Annotated in this window: 17 protein-coding genes; 15 read left to right on the top strand and 2 right to left on the bottom strand. The window is 71.3% G+C overall.

Annotated features, from left to right (window positions below; genetic code table 11):
* The first annotated feature begins 21 nt into the window (after positions 1-21).
* The 4 genes from ACIBN2_RS41560 to ACIBN2_RS41545 all read left to right on the top strand — a co-directional run bounded on the left by ACIBN2_RS41560 (position 22) and on the right by ACIBN2_RS41545 (position 6,420).
* On the top strand, positions 22-711 hold the full coding sequence (locus tag ACIBN2_RS41560) for an SDR family oxidoreductase (RefSeq protein WP_399142670.1): 690 nt from the start codon (positions 22-24) through the stop codon (positions 709-711).
* Entirely contained in the window at positions 708-1,706 is a 999-nt protein-coding gene (locus ACIBN2_RS41555; protein ID WP_399142669.1) for a methionine synthase, read from the top strand. The genes ACIBN2_RS41560 and ACIBN2_RS41555 overlap by 4 nt, the downstream gene beginning before the upstream one ends.
* 15 nt (positions 1,707-1,721) lie before the next feature.
* Positions 1,722-3,914, top strand: coding sequence for an NAD-dependent DNA ligase LigA (gene ligA / locus ACIBN2_RS41550; protein ID WP_399142668.1), 2,193 nt, complete (start codon positions 1,722-1,724; stop codon positions 3,912-3,914).
* 259 nt (positions 3,915-4,173) lie between these two features.
* Entirely contained in the window at positions 4,174-6,420 is a 2,247-nt protein-coding gene (locus ACIBN2_RS41545; RefSeq protein ID WP_399142666.1) for a putative bifunctional diguanylate cyclase/phosphodiesterase, read from the top strand.
* A gap of 18 nt (positions 6,421-6,438) precedes the next feature.
* Here ACIBN2_RS41545 and ACIBN2_RS41540 read toward each other — a convergent pair whose 3' ends face one another.
* Positions 6,439-7,023 (bottom strand): TetR/AcrR family transcriptional regulator, encoded by a 585-nt coding sequence (locus tag ACIBN2_RS41540; RefSeq protein WP_399142664.1) that lies wholly within the window; start codon positions 7,021-7,023, stop codon positions 6,439-6,441.
* 94 nt (positions 7,024-7,117) lie between these two features.
* Here ACIBN2_RS41540 and ACIBN2_RS41535 point away from each other — a divergent pair, with 94 nt between their 5' ends.
* From ACIBN2_RS41535 to gatB, 6 genes are all read left to right on the top strand, one after another.
* A complete protein-coding gene (locus ACIBN2_RS41535; protein WP_399142663.1) occupies positions 7,118-7,489 on the top strand; it encodes a DUF4267 domain-containing protein in 372 nt (123 codons plus the stop codon).
* Between the two features lie 26 nt (positions 7,490-7,515).
* Positions 7,516-8,010 (top strand): cupin domain-containing protein, encoded by a 495-nt coding sequence (locus ACIBN2_RS41530; RefSeq protein WP_399142661.1) that lies wholly within the window; start codon positions 7,516-7,518, stop codon positions 8,008-8,010.
* A 124-nt stretch (positions 8,011-8,134) separates the two neighbouring features.
* Complete coding sequence (gene gatC / locus ACIBN2_RS41525; RefSeq protein ID WP_016432511.1) at positions 8,135-8,431, top strand: Asp-tRNA(Asn)/Glu-tRNA(Gln) amidotransferase subunit GatC; 297 nt, start codon at positions 8,135-8,137, stop codon at positions 8,429-8,431.
* Between the two features lie 4 nt (positions 8,432-8,435).
* Positions 8,436-9,935 carry an Asp-tRNA(Asn)/Glu-tRNA(Gln) amidotransferase subunit GatA gene (gene gatA / locus ACIBN2_RS41520; protein WP_399142659.1) on the top strand — a complete coding sequence of 500 codons (1,500 nt, stop codon included), beginning with the start codon at positions 8,436-8,438 and terminating at the stop codon, positions 9,933-9,935.
* Positions 9,932-10,183: a hypothetical protein gene (locus ACIBN2_RS41515; RefSeq protein WP_358595498.1), complete on the top strand. Its 252-nt coding sequence runs from the start codon at positions 9,932-9,934 to the stop codon at positions 10,181-10,183. Before gatA ends, ACIBN2_RS41515 begins: the two co-directional genes overlap by 4 nt.
* A 15-nt stretch (positions 10,184-10,198) precedes the next feature.
* The gene (gene gatB, locus ACIBN2_RS41510; protein WP_399142657.1) at positions 10,199-11,713 is read left to right on the top strand and encodes an Asp-tRNA(Asn)/Glu-tRNA(Gln) amidotransferase subunit GatB; all 1,515 of its coding nucleotides are present in this window, start codon (positions 10,199-10,201) and stop codon (positions 11,711-11,713) included.
* A gap of 63 nt (positions 11,714-11,776) precedes the next feature.
* Here the strand turns inward: gatB and ACIBN2_RS41505 are convergent, their stop codons facing one another.
* Positions 11,777-12,580, bottom strand: a complete 804-nt coding sequence (locus tag ACIBN2_RS41505) for an SAM-dependent methyltransferase (RefSeq protein WP_399142655.1) — start codon at positions 12,578-12,580, stop codon at positions 11,777-11,779.
* Between the two features lie 423 nt (positions 12,581-13,003).
* Here ACIBN2_RS41505 and ACIBN2_RS41500 point away from each other — a divergent pair, with 423 nt between their 5' ends.
* The 5 genes from ACIBN2_RS41500 (at position 13,004) to ACIBN2_RS41480 (ending at position 20,085) form a co-directional block, all read left to right on the top strand.
* Positions 13,004-15,247, top strand: coding sequence for an MMPL family transporter (locus tag ACIBN2_RS41500; protein WP_399142654.1), 2,244 nt, complete (start codon positions 13,004-13,006; stop codon positions 15,245-15,247).
* The gene (locus ACIBN2_RS41495; RefSeq protein ID WP_399142652.1) at positions 15,225-15,800 is read left to right on the top strand and encodes a GNAT family N-acetyltransferase; all 576 of its coding nucleotides are present in this window, start codon (positions 15,225-15,227) and stop codon (positions 15,798-15,800) included. The genes ACIBN2_RS41500 and ACIBN2_RS41495 overlap by 23 nt, the downstream gene beginning before the upstream one ends.
* A gap of 71 nt (positions 15,801-15,871) precedes the next feature.
* Entirely contained in the window at positions 15,872-16,453 is a 582-nt protein-coding gene (locus ACIBN2_RS41490; RefSeq protein WP_399142651.1) for a hypothetical protein, read from the top strand.
* Positions 16,454-16,648: 195 nt separating this feature from the next.
* On the top strand, positions 16,649-16,828 hold the full coding sequence (locus ACIBN2_RS41485; protein WP_399142649.1) for a hypothetical protein: 180 nt from the start codon (positions 16,649-16,651) through the stop codon (positions 16,826-16,828).
* 176 nt (positions 16,829-17,004) lie between these two features.
* Positions 17,005-20,085 (top strand): AAA family ATPase, encoded by a 3,081-nt coding sequence (locus tag ACIBN2_RS41480; protein ID WP_399142769.1) that lies wholly within the window; start codon positions 17,005-17,007, stop codon positions 20,083-20,085.
* Positions 20,086-20,089 lie beyond the last annotated feature (4 nt).

Here is a 20,089-nt window from a genome sequence, read left to right as displayed (position 1 = left end):
GCGTGATGCGAGCATGGCGGCATGGCTACACATGTGATCACCGGAGCGGGCTCCGGCATCGGCGCGGCCGTCGCCCGCCGCCTCCACGCGCGCGGGGACGAACTCGTGCTCCACGCGCGCGACGCCGGCCGCGCGAAGGAGTTGGCGGCGGCGTACCCCGGTGCGAAGACCCTGGTGGGCGACCTGGCCGATCCGGACAAGCTGTCCTGGGCCTTCTCCCACCAGACGCTTCCCGACCGCGTCGACTCCCTGCTCCACATCGCCGGCGTCGTCGACCTCGGGGCGGTCGGTGATCTCACCCCGAAGTCCTGGCGCCACCAGCTCAACGTCAACCTGATCGCCCCGGCCGAGCTGACCCGGCACTTCCTGCCGCAACTGCGGACGGCGCGCGGGCACGTGGTCTTCGTGAACTCGGGCGCGGGCCTGCGGGCTAGCGCCGACTGGTCGGCGTACGCGGCGTCCAAGCACGGACTCAAGGCGCTGGCGGACTCGCTGCGGGGCGAGGAGCACGACAACGGCGTCCGCGTCACCTCGGTCTACCCCGGCCGCACGGCGAGCCCGATGCAGGCCAAGGTCCACCAGCAGGAGGGCAAGGAGTACGACGCCGCGGAGTGGATCGACCCGGAGTCGGTGGCCACGACGATCGTGATGGCCCTCGACCTGCCGAGGGACGCCGAGGTCAACGACCTGACGGTGAGGCCGGGCCGGTGACCGAGGCACGGTTCGGCCCCGCCACCGGCATCGGCTCCATGCCGGGCGGCGACGCCCGCGAGGCCGCGAAGACCGTCACCGGGACCTTCGAGGACTTCCCGTTCCTGCCCGAGCTGCCCGCCCGCGGCCCCGGCGCGGACATGATGGGCCGGACCGCCGGCCTGCTCGTCGACCTGTACGCGCGCGTGGAGCCCAGCGGCTGGCGGATCGGCGACCGCCCGGGCCGGGACACCAGGCGCGCGAGGTCCTGGCTCGGCGAGGACCTCGACGCCCTGGAGGAGTTCACCCAGGACTACGAGGGCCCGCTGAAGGTCCAGGCGGTGGGCCCCTGGACCCTCGCCGCCGGCCTGGAGCTGAGGAACGGCGAGGCCGCCCTCTCCGACCAGGGCGCCTGCCGCGACCTGGCCGCCTCCCTCGCCGAGGGCCTGCGCCTGCACCTGGAGGACGTGCAGCGCCGCGTCCCGGCCGCCCGCCTCGTCCTCCAACTCGACGAACCCTCCCTCACCGCGGTGCTCCGCGGTGAGGTCAGGACCGCCAGCGGCTACCGCACCCACCGCGCGTTCGACCGCCAGCTCGTCGAGGCCACCCTCCGCGACGTCATCGGGGTTCACGCGGGCGGCCCGGCCGTGGTCCACTCCTGCGCACCGGACGTTCCGTTCGCGCTGCTGCGCCGGGCGGGCGCGGCGGCGATCTCCTTCGACTTCTCGCTCCTCACCGAGCGTGACGACGAGACGATCGGCGAAGCGGTGGAAGGGGGTACCCGGCTCTTCGCCGGTGTCGTGCCGGGCACGGACGGCCGATTGTCAGACCCTGCCGGTAGCGTCATGGGTGTCAGGACGCTGTGGCGCAGGCTGGGGCTGCAACCGGAGCTTCTCGCGGAGGCGGTCACCGTCACGCCGTCGTGCGGACTCGCGGGGGCCTCCCCGGACTACGCGCGCCGGGCTCTCGCCCACTGCGTCCGGGCGGCGAGATCCCTCGCGGACAACCCAGAGTAACGGGAGGACAACACGGTGGCCGGCGACAAGCAGGCGGAGACGGCGGTGCCCGCCGAGGCACGGGAGCAGCACGCGAAGCTCGCTGAGCAGATCGAGGAGCACCGCTTCCGGTACTACGTGAAGGACGCTCCGGTCGTCAGCGACGCGGAGTTCGACAAGCTCCTGCGCTCCCTGGAGGCGCTGGAGGAGGAGTATCCGGAGCTGCGCACGCCGGACTCGCCGACGCAGAAGGTGTCGGGGTCGTACGAGACCGAGTTCACGGCGGTCCGGCACGCCTCCCGGATGCTGTCCCTGGACAACACGTTCAACGACGAGGAGCTCGCCGCCTGGGCCGACCGCATCCACCGGGAGCTGGGCGAGCAGGAGTACCACTTCCTGTGCGAGCTCAAGGTCGACGGCCTAGCGGTCAACCTCACGTACGAGCGCGGCCGTCTGGTCCGCGCGGCCACGCGCGGCGACGGGCGTACGGGGGAGGACATCACCCCCAATGTCCGGACGATCACGGAGATTCCGGACCGCCTGAACGGCGACCGCGTCCCGGACCGCGTGGAGATCCGCGGCGAGGTCTACTTCCCGATGGAGAAGTTCGAGGAGCTCAACGCCCGCCTGGTGGAGGCCGGGGACAAGCCCTTCGCCAACCCGCGCAACGCGGCGGCCGGTTCCCTGCGCCAGAAGGACCCCCGCGTCACGGCCACCCGCCCGCTGCACATGGTGGTCCACGGCATCGGCGTGCTGGAAGGCTTCGAGGGCCTCACCCGCCTCTCCCAGGGCTACGACCTGCTCAAGACCTGGGGCCTGCCCACCTCCCGGCACAACAAGGTGGTCGACGGCCTCGACGGGGTACGGGAGTTCATCGCGTACTACGGCGAGAACCGCCACTCCGTGGAGCACGAGATCGACGGAGTCGTCGTCAAGCTGGACGAGATTCCCCTCCAGGGACGCCTCGGTTCCACCTCCCGCGCCCCGCGCTGGGCCATCGCGTACAAGTACGCGCCCGAGGAGGTCAACACCAAGCTCATCAACATCCGCGTGGGCGTGGGCCGTACGGGCCGAGTCACACCGTACGCCCAGGTCGAGCCGGTCACGGTGGCCGGTTCGGAGGTGGAGTTCGCGACCCTGCACAACCAGGACGTGGTCAAGGCCAAGGGCGTCCTCATCGGCGACACGGTGGTGCTGCGCAAGGCCGGAGACGTCATCCCGGAGATCCTCGGCCCGGTCGTCGACCTGCGCGACGGCAGCGAGCACGAGTTCGTGATGCCCGCCGAGTGCCCCGAGTGCGGTACGCCGCTCAGGCCGATGAAGGAGGCCGACGTCGACCTGCGCTGCCCCAACGCGCGCGCCTGCCCGGCCCAGTTGCGCGAGCGGCTGTTCTACCTCGCCGGCCGCAAGGCACTGGACATCGAGCATTTCGGCTACGTCGTCGCCGCCGCCCTGACCAAGCCGCTGGAGCCCGCCGACCCGCCGCTGAGGGACGAGGGCGACCTCTTCGACCTCACCGTCGAGCAGCTGCTGCCCATCAAGGCGTACGTCCTCGACCAGGACAGCGGCCTGCCCAAGCGCGACCCGAAGACCGGCGAGGAGAAGATCGCCACGGTCTTCGCCAACCAGCAGGGCGAGCCGAAGAAGAACGCGGTTGCCATGCTGGAGAACATCGCCGCGGCCAAGGAGCGCCCGCTCGCCCGCGTACTGACCGGTCTGTCGATCCGTCATGTCGGCCCGGTCGCCGCCGAGGCGCTGGCCCGGGAGTTCCGGTCGATCGAGCGCATCGAGCAGGCGAGCGAGGAGGAGCTGGCGAACACCGACGGCGTCGGCGGGATCATCGCCGCCTCCCTCAAGGAATGGTTCGCCGAGGAGTGGCACCAGGAGATCCTGCGCAAGTGGCGGGCCGCCGGCGTCCGCATGGAGGAGGAGGGCTCGGGCGAGGACGAAGGGCCGCGCCCGCTCGAAGGACTGACCCTCGTGGTCACCGGCACCCTCGAGCACTTCACGCGTGACGGCGCCAAAGAGGCACTTCAGAGCCGGGGAGCGAAAGTGACCGGTTCTGTCTCGAAGAAGACGTCGTTCGTCGTCGTGGGGGACAACCCCGGCTCGAAATACGACAAGGCGATGCAGCTCAAGGTGCCTGTGCTGAACGAGGAGGGGTTCAACGTCCTGCTGGAGCAGGGCCCGGACGCGGCGGCCGAAGTTGCGCTTCCCACAGAGGAATAGCGATTGAAGGCCACCCGATCGGCGCATACCAGATGCATACGGGTGGCTGGGGTGCATTCGGGCAACCGTCGACGACCGCTGCCCGTGGAAGCCTTCTGCGGCCTACTGTTGAGATGTGCGCCTGCCGTGCCCAGCTGCGGTTGGGGCAACCCCTTGCTCTTGATGAGCAAGGGGAAGGGTTTTCCAACGCGGTGCCGTTGATGGATGTCGGGCATCGGGCCGCGTGGCGTGGGCACCGCCGGCTGTGAGAGGGACGGGAATGGAACCGACCGAGAGCGCCGCCCCTGACTCAGGGCTGCGCCTGCGCCGGGTCGCCGGCGCATGGCGGGCGAGCCGGTGGGCCGGGCGGCCTTCGGAGCGTCCGGGTGCCGAGGGGCGCGCCACCGGACAGTACACCGCGACCGACGGGCGTGCCCCGCATCTCACCGCAGACCACCCCGCAGTGCTGGACGACGCCGAACACGAACGGCACCCGTCCTGGCCCGCGCTGCCCGCCGCGGTCGTGGGCGCGGCGGCCTTCGTCCTGGGGGCAGGTTTCTACCGGGCGTTCACCGGGAGCCACGCGCTCTTCCCGTGCGGCACCGTCGGGTGGGCACTCGCCGTGCTGACCGGCATCATCGTCGGCCACCTGGTGATGCTCGGCCGCTCCCGCTGGTGGGGCGGCACCGGCTCCGGGGCCGCCCTCACCCTCGCCGTCCTGCTGCTCCACGGCTGGGTGCCGGCCGGAATGGTCAGCCTCACCGTCGTCGTGCTGGTCGGCATCGCCCGCCGCAACCGCTGGCGCCAGGGCGTGCTGCACGGCTCGGTGGACATCCTCGGCATCGGCGCCGGGGCCCTGGTGCTGGGCGCGTTCGGCCGGGTGCCGTCCGTCGAGACGCCCTGGAACCCGGACACCTGGACTCTCTACACCGCCCCCGCGGTGGTGCTCGTCGCCGCCGCCTATCTCCTGGTCACCCGCACCCTGCTGTGGTACCTCTACGCCCCGCGCCGCGAGGGTCTGCCCACCGTCGCCCGGACAGCCCTGGTCAGACAGGGACTTGTCGCGGTCGCGCTGCTCGGCATCGCCCCGCTGGTCTGCGTGGTCGCCGTCGCCCAGCCGGTGCTGCTGCCCCTGTTCGCCATCCCGCTGATCGCGCTCGACTCCACCCTGTGGATAGCGCGCGCCCGGGCGGAGGAGCAGTTGCGCGACCCGCTGACCGGACTGCCCAACCGGCAGTGGCTCCAGGAGCGCATCTGGACCGCGCTGGACGACGCCGAACGCATCGGCGCCCGCGCCGCCCTGATGCTGATCGACCTGGACCGGTTCCGCTCGGTCAACGACACACTCGGGCATCTCGCGGGCGACCGGCTGCTGTTGCAGATAGCCGACCGGCTGCGTCTCGCACTGCCGCGCGGAGCGGAGGCCGCGCGGTTGGGCGGTGACGAGTTCGCGGTACTGCTGCCCGTCGCCGACTCGACGACGTCCGCGACCCGCGTGGCCCGCGGCCTCGTCGCCGCGCTCAGCTCCCCGCTCGACCTCGACGGGCTCACCCTCGTCCTGGAGGCCAGCGCGGGCGTCGCCGTCTTCCCGGACCACGCCCTGGACGCCGAGGGGATGCTGCGGCGGGCCGACGTGGCGATGTACCAGGCGAAGCGGGACCGTACGGGCGTCGAGGTCTACGAGTCCAAGCGGGACTCGAACACCCCGGACCGGCTCGGACTCCTCGGTGATCTGCGACGGGCCCTGGACGCGCGGGAGGTGGAGCTGCACTACCAGCCCAAGGTCCGCTTCGACGGGCATGTGGCCGGGCTGGAGGCGCTGGTGCGCTGGGTGCATCCCGAGCGGGGGAAGGTGCCGCCGGACGAGTTCATAGCGATCGCCGAGTCCTCCGGGCTGATGCCCCATCTCACCGAGTACGTCCTGGAGACGGCGCTCGCCCAGGTGGCGCGCTGGCGGGCGCAGGGTCTGCGGGTGCCGGTCGCGGTCAACGTCTCCCCGCGGGACGTGCACACCCCCGGGTTCGCGGGCTCCGTCGCCGCGCGGCTGGCCCGGCACGGAGTTCCGGCGGGAGCGCTCCAACTCGAGATAACGGAACACGTCCTGCTCGAGGACCCGCAGCGCGCCGCGGACACCCTGGCCGCCCTGACCGGGCACGGCGTGAAGATGTCGCTGGACGACTTCGGCACCGGGTACTCCTCCCTGGTGCATCTGCGGCGCCTGCCGGTGAGCGAGCTGAAGATCGACCGTTCCTTCGTGGCGCGGCTGGCCGTCGACGCGGAGGATGCGGAGATCGTCCGCTGCACCGTGGACCTGGCCCACTCGCTCGGCCTTCTGGTCGTCGCGGAGGGCGTCGAGGACGACGAGACCTGGGAACGCCTGCGCGACCTGGGCTGCGACGCCGTACAGGGCTGGCTCGTCGCGGCGGCGATGCCGGCCGAGGAGACGACGGCCTGGCTCCTGGCCCGCGGCACCCGCGGCTGGCAGCGTCCGCGCGCGGCCCTCCCGGCCGCGGCGAGCGACGAGTGAGCCGACCGGCACCGCCCGTCAGCTCGCCCCCGCCGTGAAGTGCCCGATCAGCAGGGCCTGGCGCTGCTCGTGAGCCTCCGCCGGCAGCCGCCCACTGCGCATGAGCGTCACCGGGCCGTGCAGGCCCGCCCAGTGCGTCTCCGTCAGCAGCCCCGGATCCTCTCCCTCGGCCGCGATCGGCTCCACGGCCTGCAGTAGCTCCCCGAACGCCTGCTTCAGCGGCTCCGGGGCCTCCGGCGTGGCGAACGGCAACTCCACGGCGTGGGTGAACATCGCGTCGTAGAGGGCGGGCCGCTGTCGCGCGAAGTCGGAGTACGACCGCCCCACCGCCGCCAGGGCCTCACGGATGCCCTTCGCGGCCGTACGGGCCGTGCGCAGTTCCTCCGCCGGATCGGCGCAGCCCTGCACCGCGACCGCCGCCATGATCGCGTCCTTGCCCTTGAAGTGGCTGTAGAGGACCGGCTGGCTGTACTCGATCTCCGCCGCCAGCCGACGCGTGGTCACCGCGTCCCAGCCCTCCGACTCGGCGAGTTCCCGTGCGGCCGTGACGATCAGCCGCTCACGTTCCGCTCGTTCGCGCTCCCGGCGCGTCTGGATCGGCATGGCAGAAATTCTAGCGTCGCTAGCCAAGCTGTCGATGCTCTTCTAGCTTCGCTCTAGTCCCTAGCATTGCTAGCGAATCCACGAGGAGGTGGACATGACCGTCACCGCCTACACCCTGGCCGTCCTGCTCGACCTGTTCTGCCTGTTCCTCGGCTACCGGTTCCTGTTCCAGCCGGGCCCGGCCGCCGCCGGTTACGGCGTCCCCGCCCGCCCGGACGGCGACGCCGGTGCCTATCTCTCGGTCAAGGGGCTGCGGGACGGCACCTTCGGCGTGATGGGTCTGGTCCTGCTGGCCTTCGCCGGCGCCCGGGCCGAGGCCTGGTTCATGCTCACCGTGGCACTCATCCCGCTCTTCGACACGCTGATAGTCCTGCGCAACGGGGGTGCGAAGGCCGTGGCCTTCGGGATCCACTTCGCCACCGCGATCGTTGTACTGATCAGTGCCGGGCTGCTCTTCGCGGTCTGACGACATCTCACAGGGGGAGCCGAGACATGTCGCTGTTCGTACCGAAGTTCGACGAGACCGTGCTGGTCCGCGACGCGGAGGCCGAGCTGATCGGGGGCGACCCCGTCGCCGTGCGGCTGCTGGCCGACAGCAGTGCCACCGGCGGTGCGCTGTCCACCGTGCGCGTCACCCTCGCCGAGGGCGCCGACGGCGCCCGCCCGCACCTGCACCGCCACTCCGCCGAGATGTTCTACCTCCTCGACGGCGCCGCCGACGTCCTGTCCGGTGAAGACGTCGTCACCGCCGAGCGCGGCGACCTGGTCGTCGTCCCGCCGGACCGGCCGCACGCCTTCGCCGCCGCCCCCGGGACCCCGGCCGACCTGCTCATCGTCATCACCCCGGGCGTGGAGCGCTTCGAGTACTTCCGTCATCTGCAGCGCATCCGCCTGGGCGAGGTCACCCCGGAGAGCCTGCTGGAGGTGCAGGAGCTGTACGACAACCACTTCCTGCGCAGCGCTGTCTGGGACGGCCGCCGGCGCTGACCGGCGGGGGTGCGTCAGCGACGCGGAGGGGGCCGGGCAAACCGTTTAACGGCCCGAGGCCCCCGCCCCATAGGATTGGGGCCAGTCGCACACCACACACACACTCACCCCAGAGGATCGCTGCATGCCTGGCATTACGCGCGAGGAGGTCGCCCACCTCGCCCGGCTGGCGCGTCTGGAGCTGAAGCCCGAAGAACTCGATCACTTCGCAGGCCAGCTCGACGACATCATCGGCGCGGTCGCCCGCGTCAGCGAGGTCGCCGACCAAGACGTACCGCCGACCTCGCACCCGCTCCCGCTGACGAACGTCATGCGCAAGGACGAGGTCCGTCCCTCGCTCACCCCCGAGCAGGCGCTCTCCGGCGCCCCGGCCCAGGAGCAGCAGCGTTTCAAGGTGCCGCAGATCCTGGGGGAGGACTGATCCCATGACGGACAGCAACATCATCAAGCTCACCGCCGCCGAGACGGCCGCGAAAATCGCGTCCGGCGAGCTCACGGCCGTGCAGGTGGCCGAGGCGCACCTCGCCCGGATCGAGGCCGTCGACGAGAAGGTGCACGCCTTCCTGCACGTCGACCGCGAAGGCGCCCTGGCGCAGGCCCGTGCCGTCGACGAGAAGCGGGAGAGGGGCGAGAAGCTCGGCCCCCTCGCCGGCGTCCCGCTCGCGCTCAAGGACATCTTCACCACCGAGGGCGTTCCGACGACCGTCGGCTCGAAGATCCTCGAGGGCTGGATCCCGCAGTACGACGCGACGCTCACCAAGCGGCTCAAGGCCGCCGACGTCGTGATCCTCGGCAAGACCAACATGGACGAGTTCGCCATGGGGTCGTCGACGGAGAACAGCGCCTTCGGCCCGACCGGCAACCCGTGGGACCTCACCAAGATCCCCGGCGGCTCGGGCGGCGGCTCCTCCGCCGCGATCGCCTCCTACCAGGCCACCCTCGCCATCGGCACCGACACCGGCGGCTCCATCCGCCAGCCGGCCGCCGTCACCGGCACGGTGGGCGTGAAGCCGACGTACGGCGCGGTCTCCCGGTACGGCATGGTCGCGTTCTCCAGCTCCCTCGACCAGGGCGGGCCCTGCGCCCGTACGGTCCTGGACGCGGCGCTGCTGCACGAGGTCATCGCGGGCCACGACCCGCTCGACTCCACCTCCATCGACGCCCCGGTCCCGCCGGTCGTCGAGGCCGCCCGCAACGGCAGCGTCCAGGGCATGCGCGTCGGCGTCGTGAAGCAGTTCCGCGGCGAGGGCTACCAGGCCGGTGTCATCCAGCGGTTCGACGAGTCCGTCGCCCTCCTCAAGGAGCTGGGCGCCGAGATCGTCGAGCTGGACTGCCCGTCCTTCGACCTCGCGCTGTCGGCGTACTACCTGATCGCCCCGTCCGAGTGCTCCTCCAACCTCGCCCGCTTCGACGGCCTGCGCTACGGCCTGCGGACCGGCGACGACGGCAGTCACTCGGCGGAGGAGGTCACCTCCCTCACCCGTGAGGCGGGCTTCGGTCCCGAGGTCAAGCGCCGCATCATGCTGGGCACGTACGCCCTCTCCAGCGGCTACTACGACGCCTACTACGGTTCCGCGCAGAAGGTCCGCACGCTCATCACGCGCGACTTCGAGAAGGCCTTCGAGCAGGTGGACGTGATCGTGTCGCCCACGACGCCGACCACCGCCTTCGCGATCGGCGAGCGCGCCGACGACCCGATGGCGATGTACCTGGCCGACCTGTGCACCATCCCGACCAACCTGGCGGGCAACGCGGCCATGTCGCTGCCCTGCGGTCTGGCCCCGGAGGACAACCTCCCGGTCGGCCTGCAGATCATCGCCCCGGCGCTCAAGGACGACCGTCTGTACAAGGTCGGCGCCGCGGTCGAAGCCGCCTACGTGGAAAAGTGGGGGCACCCGCTCCTGGAGGAGGCTCCGTCGCTGTGACCAAGACAGGCAAGACACTGACCAAGGCTCAGGACTTCAAGAAGTCCAAGTCCGGTATGTACGTGTCCATCGCCACCACCGCCTTCGGCGCGCTCGGTGTCGCCAAGCGGATCAGGAAGGCGCGTTCCGAGCAGGACACGCTGCGGCTGATCGACGCGACCGTGGCCGCGGTCGGCATCGTCACCGGCCTCGCCGTCCTGTACCGCGAGCTGAAGCGGCTGGGCGACGACGACGTCCTGCTGGGCTGAGAGGGAAGTTACACCGTGACCACCACGACCGACCTGGTGTCGTACGAGGACGCGCTGGCGTCGTACGACCCCGTCATGGGCCTCGAGGTCCATGTCGAACTCGGCACCAAGACCAAGATGTTCTGCGGGTGCTCGACCGAACTGGGCGCCGAGCCCAACTCGCAGACCTGCCCGACCTGCCTCGGCCTGCCCGGCGCGCTCCCGGTCGTCAACGCGACCGGCGTCGAGTCAGCGATCAAGATCGGTCTCGCGCTGAACTGCGAGATCGCCGAGTGGTGCCGTTTCGCCCGGAAGAACTACTTCTATCCGGACATGCCGAAGAACTTCCAGACCTCCCAGTACGACGAGCCGATCGCCTTCAACGGCTACCTCGACGTACAGATGGAGGACGGCGAGACCTTCCGCGTGGAGATCGAACGCGCCCACATGGAGGAGGACACCGGCAAGTCGACCCACGTCGGCGGCGCGACGGGCCGTATCCACGGCGCCTCGCACTCGCTGCTCGACTACAACCGCGCCGGTATCCCGCTCATCGAGATCGTCACCAAGCCGATCGAGGGCGCGGGCGAGCGTGCTCCCGAGGTCGCGCGGGCGTACGTCCGTGAGCTGCGCGAGGTCATCCGGGCGCTCGGTGTCTCCGACGCCCGGATGGAGATGGGCCAGATGCGCTGCGACGTGAACCTGTCGCTGCGCCCGCACGGCCGCGAGAAGTTCGGCACCCGCTCGGAGACGAAGAACGTCAACTCGCTGCGGTCCGTGGAGCGCGCGGCCCGCTTCGAGATCCAGCGGCACGCGGCCGTGCTGTCCTCCGGCGGCACGATCATCCAGGAGACCCGCCACTTCCACGAGGACACGGGGTCGACGACCTCGGGCCGCGTGAAGGAGGAGGCGGAGGACTACCGGTACTTCCCGGAGCCGGACCTGGTGCCGGTGGCCCCCTCGCGCGAGTGGGTCGAGGAGATCCGGGGCGCGCTGCCCGAGCTGCCGCTGGTGCGCCGCAGCAGGCTGCGCGAGGAGTGGGGCATCTCCGGAACCGAGATGCAGGCGATCCTGAACGCCGGTGCGCTGGAGCCGATCGTCGCCACGATCGACGCCGGTGCCGACGCCGCCTCCGCCCGCAAGTGGTGGATGGGCGAACTGGCGCGCAGCGCCAACGAGTCGGGCACGTCGCTCGACGAGCTGGCGATCACCCCGGCGCAGGTCGCGCGGGTCACCGAGCTGGTCTCGAAGGGCGACCTCAACGACAAGCTGGCCCGCCAGGTCATCGAGGGCGTCCTCGCGGGCGAGGGCACCCCGGACGAGGTCGTCGACAAGCGCGGCCTGAAGGTCGTCTCCGACGAGGGTGCGCTGACCGCCGCCGTCGAGGAGGCCATCGCCGGCAACCCGGGCGTCGCCGACAAGATCCGCGGCGGCAAGGTGGCCGCGGCCGGTGCCCTGGTCGGCGCGGTCATGAAGGCGACCCGCGGCCAGGCCGACGCGGCCCGCGTCAAGGAGCTGATCCTGGAGAAGCTGGGCGTCGCCGAAGGCTGAGCGGCAGCACGCGACACGGCCCCGGAGGTGTGACCTCCGGGGCCGTTCGGCTGTTCCGGCTGCTTACTTACGGCGCCCCACGACCCGTACGAAACCGAGCGTGCGGCCCTCGTCCGCCCGCACCATCTCGCCCACCCGGCGGGCCATCGTGCGGTGGAACTCGTCCGGGCTCTCCTCGGCGACCACCTCGCACCACAGCAGCCAGTCCCGCCAGCCGTCCGGCTGCCAGTCGGCCGCCTCGACCTCGACGGCCCCGCTGCGGGTCCAGTGGCGCCGCCACCACCCGGCGGAGTGGAAGCACCAGAAATCGGGCTCCCACCAGGGCCTGAGGTGCCCGGGAGGCTCGTCGCCTGCCGGCTCCTCGCGCAGTGCCGGTACGACGACGCCGATGCGGCCGCCGGGCTTCAGCAGCCGGGTGAGCGTGGGCAGGTAGAGGTCGTCGGTGCCGAAGTACTGGTAGGCGTCGATGCTCACGATCGCGTCGAAACTCGCCTCGGCGAAGGGCAGCTCGTGAGCTTCCGCGTGCACGGGCAGCACGCGGTCGGCGAACCCCGCCTCCGTGATGCGCCGGGCGTTGTCGTCGGGCCGGACCCAGAGGTCGGCCGCGGTGACCTGGGCGTGGAACTCCCGGGCCAGGAAGACCGACGTCATCGCGCGGCCGCAGCCGAGGTCGAGCACCCGGGCACACGGACGCAGCGCGTCAAGCCCGAGGGCGGGGGCCAGCCATTCCAGCAGCCACAGGGCGTTCGGGCCCATCTGGTTCTCGACCGTCCAGCGGGCGTCGTACTGGCTGCTGCGCGGATAGGACGGGTGGTTCACACGGTCGGCGAGAGGGTCGTTCGAGGTCCTGGAGGCGATGTCGGACATCGGTGAACGGGCTCCTTCGGATCTTCGTAGTGGAAGGCGATGCACAGGAGCTCGGCCGGACCTTCAAACAATGCACCCGCTTGTGTCGTCGGCCAGGGGCCGGTGAGGGCTGACCCGCGGAAGCTAGCACCCGGTCGGGGCGGCCCGCAGCCGGTTTCTCAGGAGGAGGCGCTACTCTCGCCCGCCATGGATGGAGGCGCTGATTCCGAGATGCCGGAATCAGTTCGACCGAGGTGACAGAGTCGCCGTTACTGTCCTGTGATCTGCCTCCCACTCTTGTGAATAAGCCCACGAACGGCGTAAACGATCACTTCTGCCTGCAAGAGTGGGCCTTTCATTGCTCACGCGTTCTTTGCGGGCTGTTCATCTCGTGAACGTCTGTTCCCGGTCAAAGATCCACATATCCCCTCCGGGAGCTCGTCTGTGGCAGCCCTTGCACGCTGGTGTGTTCGGAACCGCCTCCTGGCGGTACTGCTGTGGCTCCTCGCCTTCGGCGGAGTCAGCGCGGCCGCCGCCGTGACGGGTACGGCGTACTCGAACGACTACGAGGCTCCCGGCACCGAATCGGGCGCCGCCACCAAGCTGTTGCAGCAGGGCTTCCCCGGAATCGGCGGCGACAGCGACACCGTCGTGTGGCACACCACGTCCGGCACCGTCCGGGCGGCCGACGTCGAGCAGACGATGAACCAGACCCTGGACAAGATCACCGACCTGCCGGGTGTCGCCTCCGTCAGCAGCCCCTACGACGGCCAGGGCGGCGGCCGGATCAGCTCCGACGGGCACACCGCGTACGCCACGCTCACCTTCCGCGACCGCGCCGAGGACATCACGAAGTCCGAGGCCCAGGCCGTGGTCAGCACCGCAAAGTCCGCCGAGACGGACGGACTCCAGGTCGAGCTGGGCGGCAGCGCCGTCGCTCTGACCGAGTCGTCCGGCGGGCACGTCGCCGAGATCGTCGGCGTGGTCGTCGCGGCGGTCGTCCTCTTCCTCGCCTTCGGCTCGTTCGCCGCCTCGGTGCTGCCCATCGGAACCGCGCTGGTCGGCGTCGGCACCGCGTACGCCGGGATCGTGCTGCTCGGGCACGTCATGACCGTCGCCGACTTCGCGCCCATGCTGGGCATGCTGATCGGCCTCGGCGTGGGCATCGACTACGCGCTCTTCATCGTCACCAGACACCGCCGCGGCCTCAAACGCGGGCTGACGGTCGCCGAGGCCGCCACCAGCGCCGTGACGACCACCGGACGCGCCGTGGTCTTCGCAGGTGCCACGGTTTGCATAGCCCTGCTCGGAATGCTGATCCTCAGGCTCAGCTTCCTCAACGGCGTCGCGATCGCCGCCAGCCTCACCGTGATCCTCACCGTCGCGGCCTCCGTCACCCTGCTCCCGGCCCTGCTGTCGTTCATCGGCCCGCGCGCCCTGAGCCGGCGCGAGCGACGGCGTCTGGAGGAGCACGGGCCGCAGCCGGAGCTGCCGACCGGGCTCGCCCACCGGTGGTCGGCGTTCGTGGAGCGCCACCCCAAGGTGCTGGGCGTGGTCGCGCTGGCCGTGATGACCCTCCTCGCCCTGCCCACCCTCTCCCTCCACCTGGGCACCTCCGACGCGGGCAACGACCCCAAGTCGTCCACGACGAGGCAGGCGTACGACCTCCTCGCCGACGGCTTCGGTCCCGGCGTCAACGGCCCGCTCACCCTCGTGACCAAGGTGAACGGCGCCGAGGACCGGCTCACCCTGGACAACCTCGACGCCACCATCCGCACCACCGAGGGCGTCGCGTCGGTGACCCCCGTGACGTACAGCACCGGTGGTGACACCGCGTACTTCACGATCGTCCCGACCTCGGAGCCCCAGTCGCAGAAGACCAGCGACCTCGTCGACCGGCTGCGCACCGAGGTGCTGCCGCGCGCCGAGACCGGCACCTCGCTGGACGTGCACGTCGGCGGTGTGACGGCAGGCTACGACGACTTCGCGGGCGTCATCGTCGGCAAGCTGCCCCTGTTCGTGGGCGTCGTCATCGGCCTCGGCTGCCTCCTGCTGCTGCTCGCCTTCCGGTCCATCGGCATCCCGGCCAAGGCCGCCGCGATGAACGTCGCCGCGGTCGCCGCCGCCTTCGGCGTCGTCGTCGTGATCTTCCAGTGGGGCTGGGGGAGCGAGCTGCTGGGCCTCGGCCGCGCAGGCCCTATCGAGCCCTTCCTCCCCGTGATCATGGTGTCCGTCCTCTTCGGGCTCTCCATGGACTACCAGGTCTTCCTGGTCAGCCGGATGTACGAGGAGTGGCTGGAGACCGGCGACAACCGGCGTGCCGTCCGTGTCGGCCTCGCCGAGACCAGCCGGGTGATCAACTCCGCGGCCGTCATCATGATCTCGGTCTTCCTCGCCTTCGTCCTCAGCGGCGACCGCGTGATCGCCATGTTCGGCATCGCGCTCGCCTCCGCCGTCGCCCTCGACGCATTCGTGCTCCGTACGCTGCTGGTCCCGGCCCTGATGCACCTGCTCGGCGGCGCCAACTGGTGGCTGCCCCGCTGGCTGGACGCCCGCCTGCCCCGCATCAGCATCGAGCCGCCCGAGTGCCGTGCCGCCCATGAAAGGCTGGCCGCGGTGACGGACGCAGAGGTGGCGGACGTACTGGCGAAGGGACAGGACGAGGATGTACGCGATATCCCTGGGTGACGACGGAGCGCAGCTGCGGCCGCTGGAGCCGTGGCACGCCGAGGAGTTCCTCGCGCATCTGGAGCGCGGGCGGGAGTTCATCGGGCAGTTCATCCCGTTCGGCTCGAACGCCGTCGACGTGCTCTCCGCGCGCGAGACGCTCCAGCGCTACGCCGACATGCGCGCCGCCGACACCGCCTCGTACCACGGCATCTGGCTGGACGGAAAGCTCGTGGGTGGCGTGCTCACGCTGAACTTCGACGCGCAGACCGGCAACTGCGAGGTCGGCTGCTGGCTGGAGCCGGCGGCGACCGGCCGCGGACTGATCACCCGGGCGATGCGGGTGCTGATCGACTGGGCGGTCGAGGAGCGTGGCATCCACCGCGTCGAATGGGTGGCCGCGTCCGGGAATGTGCCCAGCCTGAACGTCGCCCGACGCCTCGGAATGACCCGGGATGGCGTACGACGCGAGGCGCACCCCTATGGTGGGACGCGGCACGACCTCGAGGTGTGGTCGATCCTCGCCCCGGAGTGGCGTGCAGTACGCGCGCGTGCCGAACACACAGATCAGTAGGGAGAGGCTCGACGGATCCGCCCCGGCGATCTTTTAGAGACTTCTCAGACAGCGTCCGTACGGTGCGAGGTATGGGAACCAGCAAGACTGTTGACGAGGCCGGAACCGAGGCCACCGAAGTGAAGCCCGACGAGGAGACGGTGGACACCACCGCGACCGACGTGAGCAAGGCGGACGACAAGACCGCCGAGGCCACCCCTGAGGAGGCGACCGCGGAGGCCGACCTTGTCGAGTCCGGTGCCGACGGCGAGCCGTCCGGCGTCGGCCAGGGCGCGGGAGCCGTCGTCTCCGCCGCGCTCGGCGTCGTCTCGCTGACCGGCAGCTGGGTCGGCACCGTCGCGTCCGCGCGCCAGTCGCTCATCGGCCAGCTGCACGCCCAGAGCTCCCAGAACTCCAGCGTGTCCAAGCTGCTCGACGAGGGCTACGGCAACGCCTGGCAGGCCACCGCGATGTGGGGCGGCGTCTTCGCGCTGCTCGCGCTGATCATCGGTGTCGTGGTGCTGGCCCGGCCCGCATTCGGGGCCCCGGGCAAGCCGCAGGCCGTGTGGATCAAGTCGGTCGCCTGGGGCGGTGTCGCGCTCGGCGTCATCGGCCTGCTCCTGGCCGTCCTCAAGTACACCGACATCCTGCTCGCACTGCCCTCCGCGGGCTGAATCGCCGCAGGTCCTGAGGGGTCTTAGGGCATCCGTAAGCACCTTACGGAGCTCCTGAGGCCCCTCGGGCACGTCTAAGGCCCCGGGCACCGCCGAAGATGCGGAAGTCTCCCGATGTGGCGCACCCCCCTTGGAGACGAAAGTTGAGGCATCGCAGCAAGCGAAGCCGAAACCGACTCTCACAAGGGACACACCATGTACGAGTACGAGCTCTCCCAGTTCCGCTCCGCCGAGCTGATCCGCCAGGCCGAGCAGGAGCGCCAGGCACGCGAGGTCGTACGGAGCCGTCGCGCCGCCCGCCGCGAAGCCGCCGCGGAGCACGAGACCCATACGTCACGCCTGCGCCGGCTCCGGTCGTCCGCCCGCGTCGCGTGAACGCGGGGCTCCAGGAGGGCGGCCGTGCGGGGGACGGCCGCCCTCCCAGGGACCACGACAGCACCGCACAGACCCCGCCCGCGCCCTCACCGCACCTCCCCGCGGTGGGGGCCGCGGTGCATCCGGCGGCAGCCGTCCCGGCGAAAACCGGTGCCGCGCTGTCGGACCCCCGTGCGATGCTCGGGCTCGTGGAGACCAGGTCCGTCAGTCCGGTGTTCGTCGGCCGTGCCGAAGAGTTGAAAACCCTGAACGATGCGCTCGCCCGCGCCGCCGCGGGCGAGCCGCAGGCGCTGCTGATCGGTGGGGAGGCGGGGGTCGGCAAGACCCGGCTCGTCGAGGAGTTCGCCACCACGGCCTGCCGGGAGGGCGCCGTCGTCGCGCTCGGCGGCTGCGTGGAGATAGGCGCCGACGGTCTGCCCTTCGCGCCGTTCTCCACCGCTCTGCGCGCGCTGCGCCGCGAGCTGCCCGACGCACTCGCCGCCGCGGCCGCCGGACAGGAGGAGGAGCTCACCCGCCTGCTGCCCGAACTCGGCGAGTCCAGCGGAGGGCGGCACGACGAGGAGGGCATGGCCCGCCTCTTCGAACTCACCGCCCGCCTGCTGGAGCGCGTCGCCGCCGACCGCATCGTCGTCGTCGCCCTGGAGGACCTGCACTGGGCCGACGCCTCCACCCGCCATCTGCTGGCCTACCTCTTCCGCACCCTGCGCACCGGCCGCCTCGTCGTCCTCGCCACCTACCGCGCCGACGACATCCACCGCCGCCACCCGCTGCGCCCCCTGCTCGCCGAACTCGACCGGCTGCGCACCGTCCGCCGCATGGACGTGGCCCGCTTCAACCGTGAGGAAGTCGGCCGTCAGGTCGCCGGCATCCTCGCCGCCGAACCGGACCCGGCCCAGGTCGACGACATCTTCGAACGCTCCGACGGCAACGCCTTCTTCGTCGAGGAACTCGCCGTCTGCGCCACCGAGGGCTGCGGCACCGGTCTCACCGACTCCCTCCGCGACCTCCTCCTGGTCCGCGTCGAGGGGCTGCCCGAGAGCGCCCAGCGGGTCGCCCGGGTCGTCGCCGAGGGCGGCTCCACCGTGGAGTACCGGCTGCTCGCCGCCGTCGCCGGGCTCGCCGAGGACGACCTCATCGAGGCGCTGCGGGCCGCGGTGAACGCCAACATCCTGCTCGCCACACCCACCGGCGACGGCTACCGCTTCCGCCACTCCCTGGTCCGCGAGGCCGTCAGCGACGACCTGCTGCCCGGGGAGCGCTCCCGCCTGAACCGCCGCTACGCCGAGGCCCTGGAGGCCGACCCCACGCTGGTCCCCGCCGACCAGCGCGTCATGCGCCTGGCCAGCTACTGGTACCACGCCCACCACCCCGCCAAGGCCCTGCCCGCCGTCCTGGACGCCTCCGTCGAGGCCCGCTGCCGCCACGCCTACAGCGAGCAACTGCGCCTCCTGGAAAGGGCGATGGAGCTGTGGGACGCCGCCCCCGAGGAGGTGCGCGACGAGCTGCGCCCCATCGACTACAGCGAGGTCTACCCGCCCTGCGGCTGCGACCCCGCCACCACCCCTCTGCGCTACCTCGACATCCTCGCCGAGGCCGCCGTCGCCGGCCGCCTGTCCGGGGAGCGCGAACGCGCCCTGAAGATCACCAAGCGCGCCCTGCATCTGCTTCAGGACGAGGGCGACCCTCCCCCAGACTCTCAACAGGGTTCGAGCAGGGGGGACCCCCTTCGCGCCGCCTGGTTCTGGGTCCAGCGCTCCCGCCTGGTGCAGGCACTGGCCCGCGGCGACGGCTGGCAGGAACTCGGCACGGCCCAGCAGCTCGTGCGCGGCCTGCCGCCCTCCGAGGTGCACGCCGAGGTGCTCGCCAACGTCGCCAACTGGTCCTCGCTCCACGAACCCGGCCCCGACGCCCTCTCCGCCGCCGAGCGCGCCGTCGAGTACGCCCGCATGGTCGGCGCCCGCGAGATCGAACTCAACGCCCGCATCACCCTCGGCGCCCTCATGGTCGACTCGGGCTCCGCCGAGCCGGGCCTCGCGGAGATGTACGAGGTCAAGGAGCGGGCGCTGGCCGAAGGCGTTCCGATCGTCGCCGGCCGCGCCTACGTCAACCTGCCCAGCGAGCTCGACGCGGTCGGCCGCACCCGCGAGGCCGTGCCCATCCTGCAGGAGGGCCTCACCTACACCAGGAAGTTCGGCCTGCTGGACTCCGAGGCCTGGGTGTGGGCCAACCTCTCGGAGGCGCTGTACTCCCTCGGCCGCTGGGACGAGGCCGCCGACGCCGCGACGGGCGCGCTGCGCGTGGGCCTCAGCGCCAAGCCTCAGGGCAGCGGCGCGATGTGCCTGGCACATGTCGCCCTCGGCCGCGGCGAGCTGCCCGAGGCCGCCCGCCAACTGGCCTCCGCCCGCGCCCACTTGGGCACCCACGATCCCATGCCCCAGCACTCTCTCCTCCTGTCCCGCATCGAGGTCGGCGTGGCCGCCGGTGAGGGCCGCTTCCTCGACGCGCGCGCCGAGACCGTCCGTGCCCTGGGCTCCGACCTCCCGCCCGGAACCCAGCGCTACGGCTGGCCCCTGCTGCTCGCCGCCGCCACCGCCGAGGCCGACGCACGCACCGTGCCGGCCGCCGCCGAAGGCCGTGCCGAGGTCCTCGAACGGATCCGCGAGGTCGCCAGGAAGACCACCACCGGCGCTCCCATCTGGCTCGCCCACGAGCAGTGGGTGCGCGCCGAACTCGCCCGCGCCGGGGGCCAGGACACCGTCGACACCTGGTCGGACGTGGTCACCTCCTTCGAATGCCTGGAGCGCCCCTACGACCTCGCCCGCGTCCGCCACCGCCTGGCCGAGGCACTGCTCGCGGTCGGCGGCGACGAGGAGCGCGACCGCGCCGCCGCGCTGCTCCGGCTGGCCCATGCCGTCGCCGACCACCTCGGCGCCCGACCGCTCGCCGGCTCCGTGGCGCTGCTCGCCCAGCGCGCCCGCATCACCCTGAGCCGGGTCCCGGCCCGCCGGTCCGCCGACCCCGCCGAGGCCCTCGGCCTCACCAGCCGGGAACGCGACGTCCTGCGCCTGGTCGCCGCCGGCCGCACCAACCGCCAGATAGCCGAGGAGCTCTTCATCTCGCCGAAGACGGCCAGCGTCCATGTCTCGAACATTCTGGGGAAGCTGGGCGTCTCAGGGAGAGGGGAGGCCGCCGCCGTGGCCCACCGTCTGGGTCTCTTTGCGACGACGGGGGACGGGGACCGGGTGGTGGCCGGATGAGAGA

This window comes from Streptomyces sp. NPDC050534 (genome assembly GCF_044457745.1).
GTDB lineage: Bacteria > Actinomycetota > Actinomycetes > Streptomycetales > Streptomycetaceae > Streptomyces.
This window is presented reverse-complemented; position numbering and strand designations above follow the sequence as displayed.